Here is a 15,435-nt window from a genome sequence, read left to right as displayed (position 1 = left end):
GCGGGAGTCGGGGAGGGGGGATGCGGCATGTCGCGTCTCATGCGATGGACGGCCGTGGTCGCGACCGTGGTGCTGCTGGCCGGGTGCAGCGGATCCCGGGCCTCTTCGCCGGGAGTCCACTCCTCCTCGAGGACGGACAGCCCGGCCGGCCCTCCGGCCCGCCAGGCGCGGACGGCACGCCCGAGTTGTTCCTTGCTGCGGCCCGAGCCCGTGGCCAGCCGCTCCAGCACCGCACCGTCGCAGGGCCGGGCGTCCGGCGCGTTTGAGGCGAGACGCACGGCGTCCTGCGCGACGGTCGGACAGCCGGTGGCGGGAGGGGTCCCGGAGGGGATGTGCAGTGCCTCGCCGAGCCACCTGCGAGCCGCCTCGGCCGTTCCTGCGGCCAGGAACTCCAGCGCCGCCGGATCGACGCCGGGCGCGGGGACGGCCTCGGTGACCAGGCACGGCGGGAGTCCTGGCTCTGTCGGCGGATCGGGCAGCGGCGGCAGCGGCGGCAGGACGCACGCCGCGGCATAGGCCTCCGCGGCGTCCACACCGTCCGGCGCGGAGGGCCCGTCGGCGTCCGCGTCCCCGTCGCGGGCACTCAACTCGCCGAACAGGGCACGTTCGTCACGACCGCGCAGCAACAGCAGCACGAACGGATCCTGGTCCAGCAGCCGCGCCACCAGGTGGCAGAGCGCCGCCGTGTGCCCGCAGTGGTCCCAGGCGCCACAGTCGCACTCCGGTTCCAGGTCGCCGATGCCGGGCAGCAGTTCGATCCCGGCCGCCGAGGCGTCCTCGACGAGATGCGGCGGCAGGTCATGGTCGAGCAGCGCGGCGAGGTGACCGGACCGTTCGGCGACCACGTCGAGGAACCGCGCCCACTGGTCGTCGGACAGCCGCTCCAGCAGGACGTCCGCGCGGTGCGCCGTACCGCCCGGGTCGTGCACCACGGCCGTGATGCGTCCCGGGCGCACCGACACCGCGCCGACGGCTCCGGCACGAGCGAGCCGGCGCCCCGTCCGCACCTGCTGTGCGTCCAGGGCCGTGTCCTCCAGCGCCTTCAGCCAGGCCTCGCCCCACCAGGTCCGGGCGAAACCGCGTCCCGGCGCGGGGGGCAGCGCGGCGAACGTCCGCTCCGTGTCGACGGCGTGGTCGTTCATCGGGATTCTCCTCGAAGCTCCACCAGGTCGGCCAGTTCCGCGTCCGTCAGTTCGGTGAGTGCCGCCTCGCCCGCCCCCAGGACCGCCTCGGCCAGATTCCGTTTGCGGTGCAGCAGGTCGGCGATGCGGTCCTCGATCGTGCCCTCGGCGATCAGCCGGTGCACCTGTACGGGCCGGCTCTGCCCGATGCGGTACGCGCGGTCGGTGGCCTGTGCCTCGACCGCGGGATTCCACCAGCGGTCGTAGTGCACGACGTGCTCGGCGCGCGTGAGGTTCAGTCCGGTGCCCGCGGCCTTCAGGGACAGCAGGAACACCGGTACGTCACCGTTCTGGAAGGACCGGACCATCGCCTCACGTCGCACGACCGGTGTGCCGCCGTGCAGGAACTGCGACCGCACGCCGCGTGCGGCCAGATGATGTTCGATCAGCCGTGCCATCCGCACGTACTGGGTGAAGACCAGCACGCTAGCGCCCTCGGAGAGGATGGTGTCGAGCAGCTCGTCCAGCAGTTCGAGCTTCCCGGAGCGGTCCGCGATCCGCGGCCGCTCCTCCTTGAGGAACTGCGCCGGATGGTTGCAGATCTGCTTCAGGCCGGTCAGCAGCTTCACGATCAGGCCCCGCCGCGCCATGCCGTCCGCACCGGCGATCTCCGCGAGCGTCTCGCGCACCAGGGCCTCGTACAGGCCCGTCTGCTCCCCGGTGAGCGACACGGCCCGGTCGGTCTCGGTCTTCGGCGGCAACTCGGGTGCGATGCCCGGGTCCGACTTGCGCCGGCGCAGCAGGAAGGGGCCGACCAGCCGGGCGAGCCGCTCGGCCGCCGCCGGGTCCCGGCCGCTCTCCACGGCCTGCGCGTGGCGGGCGCGGAAGGTGCTCAGCCGGCCCAGCAGCCCCGGCGTCGCCCAGTCCAGGATCGCCCACAGTTCGGACAGGTTGTTCTCCACCGGAGTGCCGGTGAGCGCGACGCGCGCGCGTGCCCCGATGGTGCGCAGCTGCCGGGCCGTCGCCGAGTACGGGTTCTTCACGTGCTGGGCCTCGTCCGCCACCACCATGCCCCAGCCGGTGCCGGCGAGCCGCCGCGCGTCCAGGCGCATCGTGCCGTACGTGGTCAGGACGAACCCGTGGTCGGCCAGGTCGGCCAGATCGCGCCGTGCGCCGTGGAAGCGCCGCACGGGCGTGCCGGGCGCGAACCGCTCGATCTCCCGCTGCCAGTTGCCCATCAGCGAGGTGGGGCACACGACGAGGGTGGGTCCGGCGGTCGCCGGGTCGCCCTGCCGGTGCAGATGCAGTGCGATCAGTGTGATCGTCTTGCCGAGTCCCATGTCGTCGGCGAGGCAGCACCCCAGCCCGGACGACGTCATGTGGGCCAGCCAACCCAGACCGCGCACCTGGTAGTCGCGCAGCCGGGCGTCCAGCGCGGCCGGCTGCTCCACGGGTTCCCGCGCCGCCGGATCCATCAGCCTGTCCCGCAGGGCGGCCAGCCATCCCGTCGGCCGCACCTCGACCCGGTGGCCGTCGACCTCGGCGGAGCCCGTCAGGGCGGCGCCCAGCGCCTCCACCGGGGTGATCTTCCTGTCCTGCCACGACCTGGCCCGGCGCACCTCTTCGGGATCGACCAGGACCCATTGGTTGCGCAGCCGCACCAGGGGCCGGTTCGCTTCCGCCAGGCGGTCCAGCTCAGCGCGCGTGAGCCGCTGGTCGCCCAGCGCGAACCAGGGATCGAAGGCGAGCAGGGCGTCCGCGGACAGGACCGACCGGGTGTCCGCCGGGGCGGCACCGACGGACACCGGGTCCTCGGGCGGCCCGACGGCCACCCCGGCGGCCGTACCGCGCACCGCCTCCGCGGGCCAGTGCACCTCCACTCCGGCCGCGGCGAGCACGCGGGCGGCCTCTCCGAGGAGCTCGGCGACCTCCTCGTCGGCGAGATCGACGGAGTCCGGCACGGTGGCCGAGAGCAGGGGCGTCAGCGCCGGCCAGGAGCGGGCCGCGCGGCGCAGGGCGAGCAGGACGTCCGTGCGCGCCCGAGGGCCGAACGCTCCGTCCACGGCGCCGGATCCGGTCCATACCTCGGCGGCGTCGGCGACCAGCGCCGGATCACTCACGCTGTGCACCTGCAGCACCGCTCGGCACCGCGGCTCCGGGGCGCCGTCCGGCCCGGCGTCGTCCAGTTCTGCCACCTCTACGCGCAGGGAGATCCGCACCCCGGCGTCGTGACCCGCGGCGACCTCGGCGGCCCACGCCCGCTGCTCCGGGACATGCTGCGGCTCCGGCACGGCGTAGGCCGGTCCACCCGTGACGAGGGACGCGGCGGCTGTGCGGGGCAGTACGTCGGTGACCGCGTCCAGGAAGGCGCGCAGCAGCCGTTCCTGGTCGGGCAGCAGCAGATGCTCGGTGTCCTCGAGCGGGACGGCGTGCGCCTCGGGCGGCATCGAGGCGGCCAGTTCCCGGACCCGATCGGCGTCCTGGCCGCGCAGCGGAGCCGCACGCCAGGCGTCGTGATCACCGGCCGACAGTCCCGGCAGCAGCAGGCCGCGCGCCGTGAAGTGCAGGGCCAGCAGGGCTGCGGCACCCCAGAACACACAGGAACGGTGGCCGAGTTCGGTGGCACGCGCGCGTGTGAGCAGGGGTAGGGCTGTCCGTACGGGAAGCAGGGCCGCGGACACGGTCAACGGCTCGATGCCGCCGTCCAGAGGCACGACGACCGTCAGGTCCTCCACCGATGCGCCGGGGACGGCCGGGGGAGCGTCGCCGTCGGGACGCCAGAAGGCGACCCGGCCGGCACGGGCCGGGTCCGCCTGCAGGAACACGGCACAGCAATGGGCCAGTTCGGAGATCTCGGTCGGTGTTGCCAAGGCAGTGCTGTGCACAGCGATACCGATTCCTCAAATTTGACTACTGGGAGTGGAGCCGCCGAGGGTACAGCACCACGACGGCCTACCGGGACCACAATGGCGGTGACGTACGCCACCGTGCCGGCCGGGGCCGCCGCCGGGCTGACAGAACTGGCCGTCCACCGCGCGTCCACGATCGCCGCCGCGCTGCCCCGGGGGTGCCGCCAGCCCCCTTGGCCGAGCGGGGCTGGCCCCCCTGAGCATCCGGGGGCTGGCGCCATGGTCCGCGAAGGCCTTCCGTTCGTACGTTTCCTCAGGTCAGGCCGTTGCCGAGAGAGAGCCGGAGACCTCACCATGCCCCAGCCCGCCGTAGCCGTCGCGGACGGTACCGAAGCACGGACCGGTGGTCCGTCCGCCGGCAGCGAGTTCGCACCCCTCCTGCGCTCGGTCAAGGACCAAGGCCTCCTGGGGCGGCGGTACGCCTGGTACGCGCGTGTCATCGCGGCCAACGCGCTCGCCCTGGCCGGCGTGGTCACGGGCCTCGTCCTGACCGGAGACTCCTGGTGGGCGCTGCTCCTGGCGCCCCTGTTCGCCGTGCTGTCCGCCCGCACGGCCTTCATCGGCCATGACGCGGGCCACGCGCAGATCACCGGCGACAAGTCCGTCGGCCGACTCATCGGACTGGTGCACGGCAACCTGCTGCTCGGCCTGAGCTATTCCTGGTGGAACAACAAGCACAACCGGCACCACGCCAACCCCAACCACATCGACAAGGATCCGGACGTCGCCGCGGACGTGCTGGTCTTCACCGGCGAGCAGACCGGCGACCGCGAGGGCTGGCGCCGCTGGCTCACCCGCAACCAGGCCTGGCTGTTCTTCCCGCTCACCCTTCTCGAAGGTATCGCCCTCAAGGTGCACAGCTTCCAGGACCTGCGCCGGCAGCCGCCCCGGGAACGGGCACTGGAGGGGGTACTTCTCGTGGCCCACGTCGTGGGTTACGCCGCCCTGCTGCTGACCGTCCTGTCCCCCGGAAAGGCACTGGCGTTCGCCGTCCTCCACCAGGCGCTGTTCGGACTGCACCTGGGTCTGTCCTTCGCGCCCAACCACAAGGGCATGGAGATGCCCGACCCGAACGGCGAACGCTGGGGGCATCTGCGCCGCCAGGTGCTCACCTCACGCAACATCCGTGGCGGCGTCCTGACCGACTGGTTCCTCGGCGGACTCAACTACCAGATCGAGCACCACTTGTTCCCCAGCATGCCCCGCCCGCACCTGCGGCACGCCCAGCGCCTGGTGCGTGCCCACTGCCGGGAACTGGGCATCACCTACGCGGAGACCGGCCTCGTCGACTCCTACCGGCAGGCGCTGCGCCACCTGCACGAGGTGGGGGAGCCGCTCAGGGCGCGGTAGACGCGCAGTGGACGGGGAGCGGGCCGCGGCCCTCAGGGCGCGGCTCAGGGATTTCTCAGGGGCGTCTCGGGGCCGCGGGTGGAACCACTGGGGTCCCAGGGCCGTTTCCACGACAGAGAGCGGCAGCAGTGGCCGCGAAGGAGGCGACAGATGTCGAAGAACGCGAAGATCGCCGCAGGGGGCGTGGCGGCCGGGCTGATCCTGCTGATCTGGCTGCCCTGGTGGGCCGCGCTCCTGATAGTCCTGGGAGTCCCGGCCGCCGCGTACCTCACACTGGACCCGTCGCAGCGACGCCGGCTGCGCCGCGTCACCCGCAAGGAGCTCGGCCGCTGAGCCACCTCACCCCCGGCGCGTTCCCCAGGGGTGCGCACGAGCTGACGACGCCGTCGCCCGCGGACCTGGCCACAGTCCGGTCCAAGGGCGGCGGCGCGCCACGCTCCAGCCACCGGGGGCGTCGAACGCCGACCGGTAGCAGGGCGGGTCGGCCGCAGCCGGTCCGGACAGAGAGGCGCCACGGGCGCCGGGACGTGAACGGTGGGACGGCACACGCCCGGCAGCCCGGGAGCCACCCCGCCCCGCAGGCCCGGTTCCGCCTCCTCCATGGGTCGGCACCGCGTGGAGCGACGACTCCGCACGGGGAGCCGCGGCGGATCGGCCACGGTGGATCAGCTGGGGCGTACCGCCAGCTTGTCCAGGGCTTCGAGCAGACCGGGCAGTTCGGCGCCCCGGCCGACCGGCAGGACCTCGCCGGGCTCCTCGTCGAGGAGGACGAAGGCGATGTCGTCGGTGCGGGCCACCATGGACCAGCCGGGGCCGTCCGCCCGCAGGGTCCGTGCGTCACCGGGGGCGAAGGACGAGCGGACGCGTCCGAGCGGCGGCGGCGAGTCCACATACGCGCGGGCCTCCGCCAGGACGCGCCGGACACCGCGATGCCCCGTGGGCCCGGCCTCCCCGGACCGCTCCGGCGGGGTGCCGTCCGTCTCGGCTCCCCGGCCCGCTCCGGCCCCGTCACCCGCCTGGCCGCCGCCCACAGCTTCCTCGTCGGGGTTCCCCGGAGCGGTGAAGGCGTCGTCGCCGATCTGCTCCCGCCACGTCGCCCACTGCAGCGCGATCTCATCGGCGCCCAGACGGCGCTGTGCCGGCCCCCAGGTACTGGTGTCCGGCGGCGACAGCAGGGGGCCGTCCGAGACCTCCGGCTCGGGGTCGTGCGGCGCGGGCACCCCGGGTGCCGCGACGGCGACCGCGAGGGGCCAGCCCGGCAGCGCGGCGACGACCGTGCGCTCGTCCGGCGACAGGTCGTACTCCATGCCGCAGTCCCAGGAGGCGATGGCCACGGCGACCAGCGACACGTCATCGATGGCGACCGTCCACCGCGCGCCGGTGCCGTCCTGACCGAGCACCAGACCGTACCCCTCGGCCAGCGGGGCGAGGCCCAGAGCCGCGCAGGCCTCCGGGTAGTCGTCGCCCAGCACACTCGGGAACTGCGCGGGTGTCAGCAGTACCGCCGTGAGCACATAGAGCGCGTCGTCCTCGGCGGCGACGGCGTCCTCGTCCGTCCCGGCCATGCCAGCCTCCCTCTTTCGTCCAACGGCGCGCACCCTAGTGCGACTGGAAGGCCGTTGTCACGACTCGGGTGACCTCTCGGACCTGCAGTTTTCCGCCTGGAGGGGGGCGAAACGACCCCTGTGTGCGCACGGTTTTCACACCGCCGGAAGCCCCAGCAGCGCCCGCGCCACCACTCGCGGCGACTCGTCCCGCTCCCGGGCCAGCGCGATCACCGCACGGCAGGCCAGCTCGCTCACCCCGAACGAGAGCGCCTCCGGCGACACCCAGGAGGCGGCCTCGTCCATCCGTTCCTGATCGTCCTCCGTGCAGGCCGATACATATGCGGCAGCGGCCTCGAACAGATTGTGTGCGCGGTCGTGGCCGCCGCTGCCACCCTCCGTGCGCACCGAGGAGACCACTCCGGCGAAGGACTTGCGGAGTCTGCCGAACATGCTGGCCCCTTCCTGAGCGGAAAGCGGTACAGATCGTTCATCTGCTGCCACTCACAGTAGAGTTGGAGCGCCGACGGCAGAAGGGGAACAACCGGGCGAAGGGGAGCGGGATACGGCATGTCCGAGGCTCGGGCATGCCCCGGGCCTCGGGTCACTGGTGTGCCGCGCGGGCTTCCGGCCGCAGCCACCGGGCGGCACTGACGCCGATGGTTCAGCGGGCTGCGGCGTCCAGCGCGTCGGTCGTGGTGCGCAGCCAGGCGAGTTCCGCCTCCGTGGTGGCGCGCGCCACCGTGAGGATGCCGCGCCGGAACGGGTCGTCGAGCTCCTCGGCGCGCACCGGCCGGTCCCCGTCGTAGAAGAAGCTCGAGGGCGTCTCCAGAAAGGCCAGTCTGCGGCGCAGCACGGCGGCCTGGGCGCCGGGATCGTCCAGGTGCCTGAGGAAGGCCAGGACGGTGAACCAGCGGTTCTCGTCGGTGATGTCGCGCTGGACGGGTTCGGCGAGCCGGCGGCGCAGCTCGCGCCGGCCGTCGTCGGTGAGCGTGAGGACGTGGCGCGGTGCCGCCACGGCTCCCGGCTCCGTGGCCCGCTCGAGCAGGCCCGTCCGCTCCAGTCGCTTGATGGCCGGGTAGAGCGTGCTCTCGGCGACCGGCCGCACGTGTCCCGTCAGCGCCGTGATGCGCTTGCGCAGCTCGTACCCGTGCAGGGGCGCGTCGTACAGGAATCCCAGGATGGCCAGCTCCAGCATGCCCGCATTGTCTCCCATCCGCGTGGTACATCGCAGTGTCAGTACTCCATTGACGATATACATCGGTAGCGAGGTATTGTCAGTGGCAGCAGTCAGGCAGGCGACGTCATGAGGGAGGGCCCTATGAGGCAGACCGAGTTCGACGCGAAGGGGAGCCGCATCCGCTGGATCGAGGTGCCCGGAGCGGAACCAGCTCGCATCTACGTGCACGGGCTGGGGGCGATGTCGTCCGTGTACCACGCGCACATCGCGGCCCGGCCCGAGCTCGCGGGCCGGCGCAGTCTCTTCGTCGATCTGCCCGGACACGGCATCAGTGACCGGCCCGAACACTTCGGCTACACCCTGGAGGACCACGCGGACGCCCTGGCGGCCGCGCTCGACACGGCGGGACTGACCGGTGCCGAGCTGATCGCGCACAGCATGGGCGGCGCCGTGGCGATCGTGCTCGCGCACCGCCGGCCGGAGTTGGTCTCCCGGCTGGTCCTCGCCGAGGCCAACCTCGACCCGTTCCCTCCGATGACGGCGGCCAGCAGCGGCATCGCCACCTTCACGGAGGAGGCCTTCGTCCACGACGCCTACGCGCGCGTGCTGGACCGTGTCGGGCCCCTGTGGGCGGCCACCATGCGACTGGCCGATCCGCGCGCACTGCATCGAAGTGCGACGGGGCTCCGGCGCGGCTCGGATCCCACGATGCGCACGATCCTCGAGGGGCTCACCACGCTCGACCGCCTCTACCTCCAGGGCGAGGACAGTGGCGAACTGCCGGGCCGAGCCGGTCTGGAGGCGGCCGGAGTGCGTGTGGTGACCGTGCCCGGCGCGGGCCACAACATCATGTTCGACAACCCCGACGTGTTCGTGGCGGCCGTCGCCGGCGGGCTGTGAGGTACCGCCCCTCGCTCCCGTCGCTTCGGCCGGGGCCCGACCGCGCCGCCCCTCGGCGTCAGTCCTCGCGCACGGCCAGCGTCAGGAAACGGGCGTCCTCGTCGACGTACGACGTCATGCGCCAGCCGGAACCGGCCAGCAGCCGCCGCAGGTTGGGTTCCGCCCGCGGGTCGCCCGGTGTGAGCTGCCGCCCCTGGCGTGCCGCGAGCGCAGCCCGGCCGATCGGGTGGAACAGCGCCAGCCGGCCACCGGGACGCACCACGCGCCGCAGCTCCCGCAGGTTCTCGGACGGCTCCGGCAGGTGCGCGACGAGACCCGCGGCGAACACGGCGTCGAACACCCCCGACCTCAGCGGCAGCGCGCCGACGTCGGCGAGCAGCAGGTGCCCGTCCCTGTGCCGGCCGGCCCGTACGGCGGCCTGGAGCATGGCCGGGGTCAGGTCCACGCCCACGACCGTCCCCGACGCGCCCACGGCGGCACACAGCGGCGGCAGGGCGCGGCCGGTGCCGCACCCCGCGTCGAGCACACGGTCGCCCTCGCGCAGCCCGAGTTCGGCGACCCCGGCCGCGTAGGCGGGGCCGTCGTCGGGGAATCTGCTGTCCCACTCGGCGGCGCGGGCGGTGAAGAACTCCTGGACGTGCGCGCGGTCCTCACTCATGCTCCGCATGATCCCTCACCCGTTCACCTCAGGTCGCGGTGCGTGGCCGCGAGCCGTCCTCAATCGGCGAGATCCCTCACCGCCACCACCCTGTCCACCGGCACCCGGACCAGGAGCTCACCCGGGACGCCGTTGCGAGCACCGAACTCCTCGGCACGCTCCTCACCCATGTAACGGCCGCCGATCCGGGCGGCCCAGTGCCGCAGTTCGTCCAGGTCCTCCGACAGCCGGGCCCGACCGGTCAGCACCACGAAGCTGAACGGCGGCCGGTCGTCGTCCACGCACAGCGCGACCCGGCCGTCGCGGGCCAGATTGCGCCCCTTCACGGTCTCCTTCCCGGTGTTGAACACCACGTGGTCCCCGTCGAGCACAAACCAGACCGGTGCGACGTGCGGACTTCCGTCGGCCCGGACGGTCGACAGCTTGCCGGTGCGGGTGCCGTACGAGACGAACGCCCGCCATTCCTCGTCGGACATCTTCTGTGCCATGCCTCCATTCTCCTTGCCGGGGCAGCGGCGGTGGGGAAGGCTTGCGGGAGTCCTCCGAGAAGGGGGAGCCATCACAGGGGGAGACCGCACATGGCGCAGAACCCGACACTGGACTGGCTGCTCGACGACCTGACCGAACGGGTCGAGCACGTACGGCACGCCCTGGTCCTGTCCAACGACGGACTGGTCACGGGGTCCAGCACCGGGCTGCGGCGGGAGGACGCCGAGCATCTGGCGGCCGTCTCGTCGGGACTGCACAGCCTGGCCAAGGGCTCCGGACGCCACTTCGGCGCGGGCGGCGTACGCCAGACGATGGTCGAGTTCGACGAAGCCGTGCTCTTCATCACGGCCGCCGGGACCGGCAGCTGCCTGTGCGTCCTCAGCGGAGCCGACGCCGACATCGGCCAGATCGCCTACGAGATGACGCTGGTGGTGAACCGCGTCGGCGAACACCTCCACGTGGACGCCCGCCAACCGGAGCGCGCTCCGTCAACAGACTTCTGACCTGCATTTTCTCTGGTTCCCGCAGAGTTATCCACAGGCTCGCACCGAGATGTGCCGCAGCGGCTACGGTTTTTCGCAGCCGAGCGCACACGGCGTCGGCCGCACACTCCACGGGGGCACGAACATGTCCGGTGACACCATCACGCACGAGGTCCCGCCCGCCGTCGCGTCGACCGCCGGGACGCGCGAGACATCCATCGCCACGAGCCGAGCGGCACGAGAACTGGGCCTGAAGCGAAGCGAGTTCGACCTGGCTGTCAGCCTCGGCCGTATCCGCACCCTCTCCGACGACCGGGGAGGAGGCCGACGTGTGGCGCGTGCCGAGATGGAGCGGCTGCGCGCCCAGGAAGGGTTCCCGGAAGCGCTGCGCGAGCGCGTCATGACCGTGGGCACCAGCGAGGCCGCGCGGATCATGCAGGTGAGCCCGGCCAGGTTCACTCGTCTGGCACGCCTGGGCCTGCTGGTACCGGTCGCGTTCTACCTGAACCGGTACCGCGCGGTCGTCTGGCTCTACCTGGCCGGTGAGCTCCGCGACTTCGCGGCCGGCCCGGAGAACGCCTCGCTGTTGAAACGGCCCCTGCCCGAGGGGCTGCGAGACCAGTTGGACACCGGCGTCGATCTGCGCCCCCGCAACTGGCGTGGTCGGCAACTCGGCGTCCTGCTCCGTCAGGCCGCCGACGACCCCTGGGAGCGGGCGGCCGCCGTGGCCTCGTTGCTGGACCCGCTCCAGGTCTCGGAGATCGTGTACGACCCCTACGAACGTGCCCATCTGAACCGCCGTCGAGTTCGGCCGCCCGCCCACGGCGCACCGGGCTCCCCAGCCGCCCGACTGGCCGAGCGGATCACGACGGCTCAGGATGCGGACGAGATCGACTGGCTCCGGGCCGACCTGGCCCGGACCGTGGAAGAGGCGCGGACCCACCGGCCGGCACCCCGCCCCGCTTCACAGCGCACCCAGCGGCCCCCGGTCCGCGCGCAGCATCCGCAGCCGACCGGGACAGCCGGGCAGCCGGAACACCCCGAGCCGTCCCGTCCTCTCGGCCACCAGAAACACCACGGCCGGCAGGACCGCCACGGCCACCGGAACCGCTACGTCCACCAGCGGCACACCGATCACCAGGGGCACGGCGACCGTCTCCGGCGCCCCGGGCGATCGGCGCGGCCCGAACCGCCCCGGCGACCCGGCGACCGGGGCCGGTCACCCGGCCTGCTGGTCCGGCTCTTCCGCAGAGGCGCCTGAACCACGGCCGGGCGTCGCCTGCACCGCCCGGAACAGGCCCTCCTGGACGACCGACACGAGCAGACGCCCTTCCAGGTCGTAGATGCGACCGCGGGCCAGCCCCCGGCCGCCCGTCGCGATCGGTGACTCCTGGTCGTACAGGAACCACTCGTCGGCGCGGAACGGCCGGTGGAACCACATGGCATGGTCCAGCGACGCCATGTCGAAGCCCCGCGGCCCCCACAGCGGCTCGATCGGGAGGCGCACCGCGTCGAGCAGGGTCATGTCACTGGCGTAGGTCAGCGCGCAGGTGTGCACGAGCGGGTCGTCGCCGAGCGGTCCGACCGCGCGCATCCACACGGCGCTGCGCGGCTCGGCGTCCTTGACCTCCTCGGCGGTCCAGCGCAGCCGGTCCACATAGCGGATGTCGAAGGGCTGGCGGCGCGCCATGCGCTCCAACTGCTCGGGCAGCGCGCCCAGATGGGACCTGACCTCCTCGGCGATCGTCGGCAGTGACTCCGGTGACGGGACGGGGCGGGCGGGGGGCAGCTGGTGCTCGAAGCTCCCCTGTTCAGGTTTGTGGAAGGAGGTGGTCAGAGTGAAGATCGTGCGGCCCTGCTGCACGGCGGTGACCCGGCGCGTGGTGAAGGACCTCCCGTCCCGCACCCGCTCGACCTGGTACACGATCGGCACCCCCGGCCGGCCCGGGCGCAGGAAGTACGCGTGCAGCGAGTGCACCGGGCGCTCGCCGTCCGTGGTGCGGCCGGCGGCGACCAGGGCCTGGCCTGCCACCTGGCCGCCGAAGACCCGCTGCAAGGACTCGTGGGGGCTGCGGCCGCGGAAGATGTTGACCTCTATCTGCTCCAGGTCGAGCAGGTCGACGAGCCTTTCGGCCGGGTTCGTCATGGGCGGGATTCTCCTGTGCTGGCTACGGATCGGCACCTGCCGGTGGCCGGCCGGCGGCTGCGCATGGCCGGCCGGCGCCCGTTCACAGCTGCCCGACGTCGGTCACGCGGACCACCGCACGGCCCTCGGCGTCGGACTCGGCGAGGTCGATCTCCGCGCTGATGCCCCAGTCGTGGTCCCCGTTGGGGTCGTCGAAGATCTGGCGCACGCGCCACAGCCCGTGCTGCGGCTCCTCCTCGATCACCAGCAGTTTGGGGCCGCGGGCGTCGGGACCGGTGCCCAGGTCGTCGTACTCGTCCCAGTACTTGTCCATCGCCTCGCCCCAGGCCTCGGCGTCCCATCCGGCCTCGGCGTCCATCTCGCCCAGCTCCCGGACCTGGTCGAGGGCGGCGAGTTCCACGCGGCGGAACATGGCGTTGCGGACCAGCACCCGGAAGGCGCGCGCGTTGGAGGTGACCGGCTTGACCTGGTCGGCCTTCTCCTGGGCCTCCTCCGCGGTCATCTCCTCCGGGTTGGCCAGCTGCTCCCACTCGTCCAGCAGGCTGGAGTCGACCTGGCGCACCGTCTCGCCCAGCCAGGCGATCAGGTCCTGCAGGTCCTCGGACTTCAGGTCGTCCGGGATCGTGTGCTCCAGAGCCTTGTAGGCACTGGCCAGGTAGCGCAGCACGATGCCCTCGGTGCGGGCCAGCTCGTAGAAGGACACCAACTCGGTGAAGGACATTGCCCGTTCGTACATGTCACGGGTCACGGACTTCGGCGACAGCGGGTGGTCGCCGACCCAGGGGTGGCTCTTGCGGTAGGTGTTGTACGCGTGGAAGAGCAGCTCCTCCAGGGGCTTGGGGTAGGTGATGTCCTGGAGGCGCTCCATGCGCTCCTCGTACTCGACGCCGTCCGCCTTCATCGCGGCCACCGCCTCACCGCGCGCCTTGTTCTGCTGGGCGACGAGGATCTGCCGCGGGTCGTCCAGTGTGGACTCGACGACGGACACCATGTCCAGGGCGTAGGACGGCGAATCCGGGTCCAGCAGTTCGAACGCGGCCAGCGCGAACGTGGACAGCGGCTGGTTGAGGGCGAAGTCCTGCTGGAGATCGACGGTCAGGCGGACGATCCGGCCCTCGGCGTCCGGCCGGTCGAGCCTCTCGACGATGCCGCCGTCCAGCAGCGAGCGGTAGATGGCGATCGCCCGCCGGATGTGGCGCAGCTGCTGCTTGCGCGGCTCGTGGTTGTCCTCCAGCAGGCGCCGCATCGCCTCGAAGGCGTTGCCGGGCCGGGCGATCACCGACAGCAGCATCGTGTGCGTGACCCGGAACCGGGACGTCAAAGGCTCCGGCTCGGAGGCGATGAGTTTGTCGAACGTGGTGTCCGTCCAGCCGACGAATCCCTCCGGTGCCTTCTTGCGGACCACCTTGCGGCGCTTCTTCGGGTCGTCGCCCGCCTTGGCGAGCGCCTTCTCGTTCTCGATGACGTGCTCGGGTGCCTGGGCGACGACGAAGCCCTCGGTGTCGAAGCCCGCCCGCCCGGCCCGGCCGGCGATCTGGTGGAACTCCCGGGCGCGCAGCGTGCGCACACGGCTGCCGTCGTACTTGGTCAGGGCGGTGAACAGCACGGTGCGGATCGGGACGTTGACGCCCACGCCGAGCGTGTCCGTGCCACAGATCACCTTCAGCAGGCCGGCCTGCGCGAGCTTCTCCACCAGGCGCCGGTACTTGGGCAGCATGCCGGCGTGGTGGACCCCGATGCCGTGCCGGACGTAGCGGGAGAGGTTGCGGCCGAACTTGGTGGTGAAGCGGAAGTTGCCGATCAGCTCGGCGATCCTCTCCTTCTCCTCGCGCGAGCACATGTTGATGCTCATCAGCGCCTGCGCCCGCTCCACGGCCTGCGCCTGGGTGAAGTGCACGATGTACACCGGCGCCTGCCGCGTCTGGAGCAGGTCGGTGAGCGTCTCGGTGAGCGGGGTGCGGCGGTACTCGTAGGACAGCGGCACCGGGCGCGTCGCCGAGCGGACCACGGCGGTGGGGCGGCCGGTGCGCCGGGTGAGGTCCTTCTCGAAGAACGAGACGTCACCGAGTGTCGCCGACATCAGGACGAACTGCGCCTGCGGCAGTTCCAGCAGCGGGATCTGCCAGGCCCAGCCGCGGTCGGGCTCGGCGTAGAAGTGGAACTCGTCCATGACGACCTGGCCGACGTCCGCGTCCTTGCCGTCGCGCAGCGCGATCGACGCCAGCACCTCGGCGGTGCAGCAGATGACGGGCGCGTCGGCGTTGACGGACGCGTCACCGGTGAGCATGCCGACGTTCTCGGTGCCGAACAGCTTGCACAGCTCGAAGAACTTCTCCGAGACCAGGGCCTTGATCGGCGCGGTGTAGAAGGTGACCTCGTCCCGGGCCAGGGCGGCGAAGTGCGCACCCGCGGCGATCATGCTCTTGCCCGATCCGGTGGGCGTCGACACGATCACGTTCGCCCCGGAGACGGCCTCGATCAGCGCCTCCTCCTGGTGCGGGTAGAGCGTGAGACCCCGTTCCTCGGCCCACGACTCGAAGGCTTCGTAGAGGGCGTCGGGGTCGGCGGTCGGCGGCAGCTGATCGATGAGGGTCACGCACCCATCTTGCCTGGCCCCTCGCCCGAAGGGGGAATCGCCTGCCGGACGGAAGATCAT

The 15,435-nt window shown here is 72.1% G+C and carries 14 protein-coding genes; 5 read left to right on the top strand and 9 right to left on the bottom strand.

Translation table 11 applies throughout. The features are described 5' to 3' along the window. On the bottom strand, window positions 1-1,142 hold a 1,142-nt coding region (locus ACWDUZ_RS05460; RefSeq protein WP_451630468.1), incomplete at its 3' end, for an SWIM zinc finger family protein. Further along, complete coding sequence (locus tag ACWDUZ_RS05455) at window positions 1,139-3,991, bottom strand: DEAD/DEAH box helicase (RefSeq protein ID WP_451630467.1); 2,853 nt, start codon at window positions 3,989-3,991, stop codon at window positions 1,139-1,141. The genes ACWDUZ_RS05455 and ACWDUZ_RS05460, both read right to left, overlap by 4 nt. Before the next feature lie 333 nt (window positions 3,992-4,324). Here ACWDUZ_RS05455 and ACWDUZ_RS05450 point away from each other — a divergent pair, with 333 nt between their 5' ends. Beyond that, window positions 4,325-5,380, top strand: a complete 1,056-nt coding sequence (locus ACWDUZ_RS05450; protein ID WP_451630466.1) for a fatty acid desaturase family protein — start codon at window positions 4,325-4,327, stop codon at window positions 5,378-5,380. 150 nt (window positions 5,381-5,530) lie between these two features. Then, a complete protein-coding gene (locus tag ACWDUZ_RS05445) occupies window positions 5,531-5,713 on the top strand; it encodes a hypothetical protein (RefSeq protein WP_086731275.1) in 183 nt (60 codons plus the stop codon). A gap of 332 nt (window positions 5,714-6,045) precedes the next feature. Here the strand turns inward: ACWDUZ_RS05445 and ACWDUZ_RS05440 are convergent, their stop codons facing one another. The 3 genes from ACWDUZ_RS05440 to ACWDUZ_RS05430 form a co-directional block, all read right to left on the bottom strand. After that, window positions 6,046-6,945, bottom strand: a complete 900-nt coding sequence (locus ACWDUZ_RS05440; protein WP_451630465.1) for a hypothetical protein — start codon at window positions 6,943-6,945, stop codon at window positions 6,046-6,048. Window positions 6,946-7,080: 135 nt separating this feature from the next. Then, a complete protein-coding gene (locus ACWDUZ_RS05435; protein ID WP_451630464.1) occupies window positions 7,081-7,377 on the bottom strand; it encodes a hypothetical protein in 297 nt (98 codons plus the stop codon). Window positions 7,378-7,588: 211 nt separating this feature from the next. Then, the gene (locus tag ACWDUZ_RS05430) at window positions 7,589-8,122 is read right to left on the bottom strand and encodes a PadR family transcriptional regulator (protein ID WP_451630463.1); all 534 of its coding nucleotides are present in this window, start codon (window positions 8,120-8,122) and stop codon (window positions 7,589-7,591) included. A 123-nt stretch (window positions 8,123-8,245) separates the two neighbouring features. Between ACWDUZ_RS05430 and ACWDUZ_RS05425 the strand changes: the two genes are divergently transcribed. Beyond that, window positions 8,246-9,004, top strand: a complete 759-nt coding sequence (locus ACWDUZ_RS05425; protein ID WP_451630462.1) for an alpha/beta fold hydrolase — start codon at window positions 8,246-8,248, stop codon at window positions 9,002-9,004. A gap of 58 nt (window positions 9,005-9,062) precedes the next feature. On the opposite strand, the gene ACWDUZ_RS05420 is transcribed toward ACWDUZ_RS05425, so the two are convergent. Further along, the gene (locus tag ACWDUZ_RS05420) at window positions 9,063-9,662 is read right to left on the bottom strand and encodes a class I SAM-dependent methyltransferase (RefSeq protein WP_451630461.1); all 600 of its coding nucleotides are present in this window, start codon (window positions 9,660-9,662) and stop codon (window positions 9,063-9,065) included. Between the two features lie 59 nt (window positions 9,663-9,721). After that, window positions 9,722-10,150 (bottom strand): PPOX class F420-dependent oxidoreductase, encoded by a 429-nt coding sequence (locus tag ACWDUZ_RS05415; RefSeq protein ID WP_451630460.1) that lies wholly within the window; start codon window positions 10,148-10,150, stop codon window positions 9,722-9,724. A 90-nt stretch (window positions 10,151-10,240) separates the two neighbouring features. Between ACWDUZ_RS05415 and ACWDUZ_RS05410 the strand changes: the two genes are divergently transcribed. Together ACWDUZ_RS05410 and ACWDUZ_RS05405 are read left to right on the top strand one after the other, a co-directional pair. After that, a complete protein-coding gene (locus ACWDUZ_RS05410; RefSeq protein ID WP_451630459.1) occupies window positions 10,241-10,654 on the top strand; it encodes a roadblock/LC7 domain-containing protein in 414 nt (137 codons plus the stop codon). A 124-nt stretch (window positions 10,655-10,778) separates the two neighbouring features. Next, window positions 10,779-11,894 (top strand): DUF6397 family protein, encoded by a 1,116-nt coding sequence (locus tag ACWDUZ_RS05405; RefSeq protein WP_451630458.1) that lies wholly within the window; start codon window positions 10,779-10,781, stop codon window positions 11,892-11,894. On the opposite strand, the gene ACWDUZ_RS05400 is transcribed toward ACWDUZ_RS05405, so the two are convergent. Together ACWDUZ_RS05400 and ACWDUZ_RS05395 are read right to left on the bottom strand one after the other, a co-directional pair. Beyond that, window positions 11,853-12,779, bottom strand: a complete 927-nt coding sequence (locus tag ACWDUZ_RS05400; RefSeq protein ID WP_451630457.1) for an acyl-CoA thioesterase — start codon at window positions 12,777-12,779, stop codon at window positions 11,853-11,855. The genes ACWDUZ_RS05405 and ACWDUZ_RS05400 overlap by 42 nt on opposite strands. An 82-nt stretch (window positions 12,780-12,861) precedes the next feature. Beyond that, complete coding sequence (locus ACWDUZ_RS05395) at window positions 12,862-15,375, bottom strand: DEAD/DEAH box helicase (protein WP_451630456.1); 2,514 nt, start codon at window positions 15,373-15,375, stop codon at window positions 12,862-12,864. Window positions 15,376-15,435: the final 60 nt, after the last annotated feature.

The organism is Streptomyces sp. NPDC003393, assembly GCF_053589015.1.
Note: the sequence above shows the minus strand (reverse complement) of the source record. Positions and strands in the feature narration are given on the sequence as shown.

What these genes read in the sequence shown, in the direction of transcription:
- ACWDUZ_RS05450 (WP_451630466.1), top strand. Translation starts at nt 4,325, where the DNA reads ATGCCCCAGCCCGCCGTAGCCGTCGCGGACGGTACCGAAGCACGGACC.
- ACWDUZ_RS05445 (WP_086731275.1), top strand. Translation starts at nt 5,531, where the DNA reads ATGTCGAAGAACGCGAAGATCGCCGCAGGGGGCGTGGCGGCCGGGCTG.
- ACWDUZ_RS05440 (WP_451630465.1), bottom strand. Translation starts at nt 6,945, where the DNA reads ATGGCCGGGACGGACGAGGACGCCGTCGCCGCCGAGGACGACGCGCTC.
- ACWDUZ_RS05435 (WP_451630464.1), bottom strand. Translation starts at nt 7,377, where the DNA reads ATGTTCGGCAGACTCCGCAAGTCCTTCGCCGGAGTGGTCTCCTCGGTG.
- ACWDUZ_RS05430 (WP_451630463.1), bottom strand. Translation starts at nt 8,122, where the DNA reads ATGCTGGAGCTGGCCATCCTGGGATTCCTGTACGACGCGCCCCTGCAC.
- ACWDUZ_RS05425 (WP_451630462.1), top strand. Translation starts at nt 8,246, where the DNA reads ATGAGGCAGACCGAGTTCGACGCGAAGGGGAGCCGCATCCGCTGGATC.
- ACWDUZ_RS05420 (WP_451630461.1), bottom strand. Translation starts at nt 9,662, where the DNA reads ATGAGTGAGGACCGCGCGCACGTCCAGGAGTTCTTCACCGCCCGCGCC.
- ACWDUZ_RS05415 (WP_451630460.1), bottom strand. Translation starts at nt 10,150, where the DNA reads ATGGCACAGAAGATGTCCGACGAGGAATGGCGGGCGTTCGTCTCGTAC.
- ACWDUZ_RS05410 (WP_451630459.1), top strand. Translation starts at nt 10,241, where the DNA reads ATGGCGCAGAACCCGACACTGGACTGGCTGCTCGACGACCTGACCGAA.
- ACWDUZ_RS05405 (WP_451630458.1), top strand. Translation starts at nt 10,779, where the DNA reads ATGTCCGGTGACACCATCACGCACGAGGTCCCGCCCGCCGTCGCGTCG.
- ACWDUZ_RS05400 (WP_451630457.1), bottom strand. Translation starts at nt 12,779, where the DNA reads ATGACGAACCCGGCCGAAAGGCTCGTCGACCTGCTCGACCTGGAGCAG.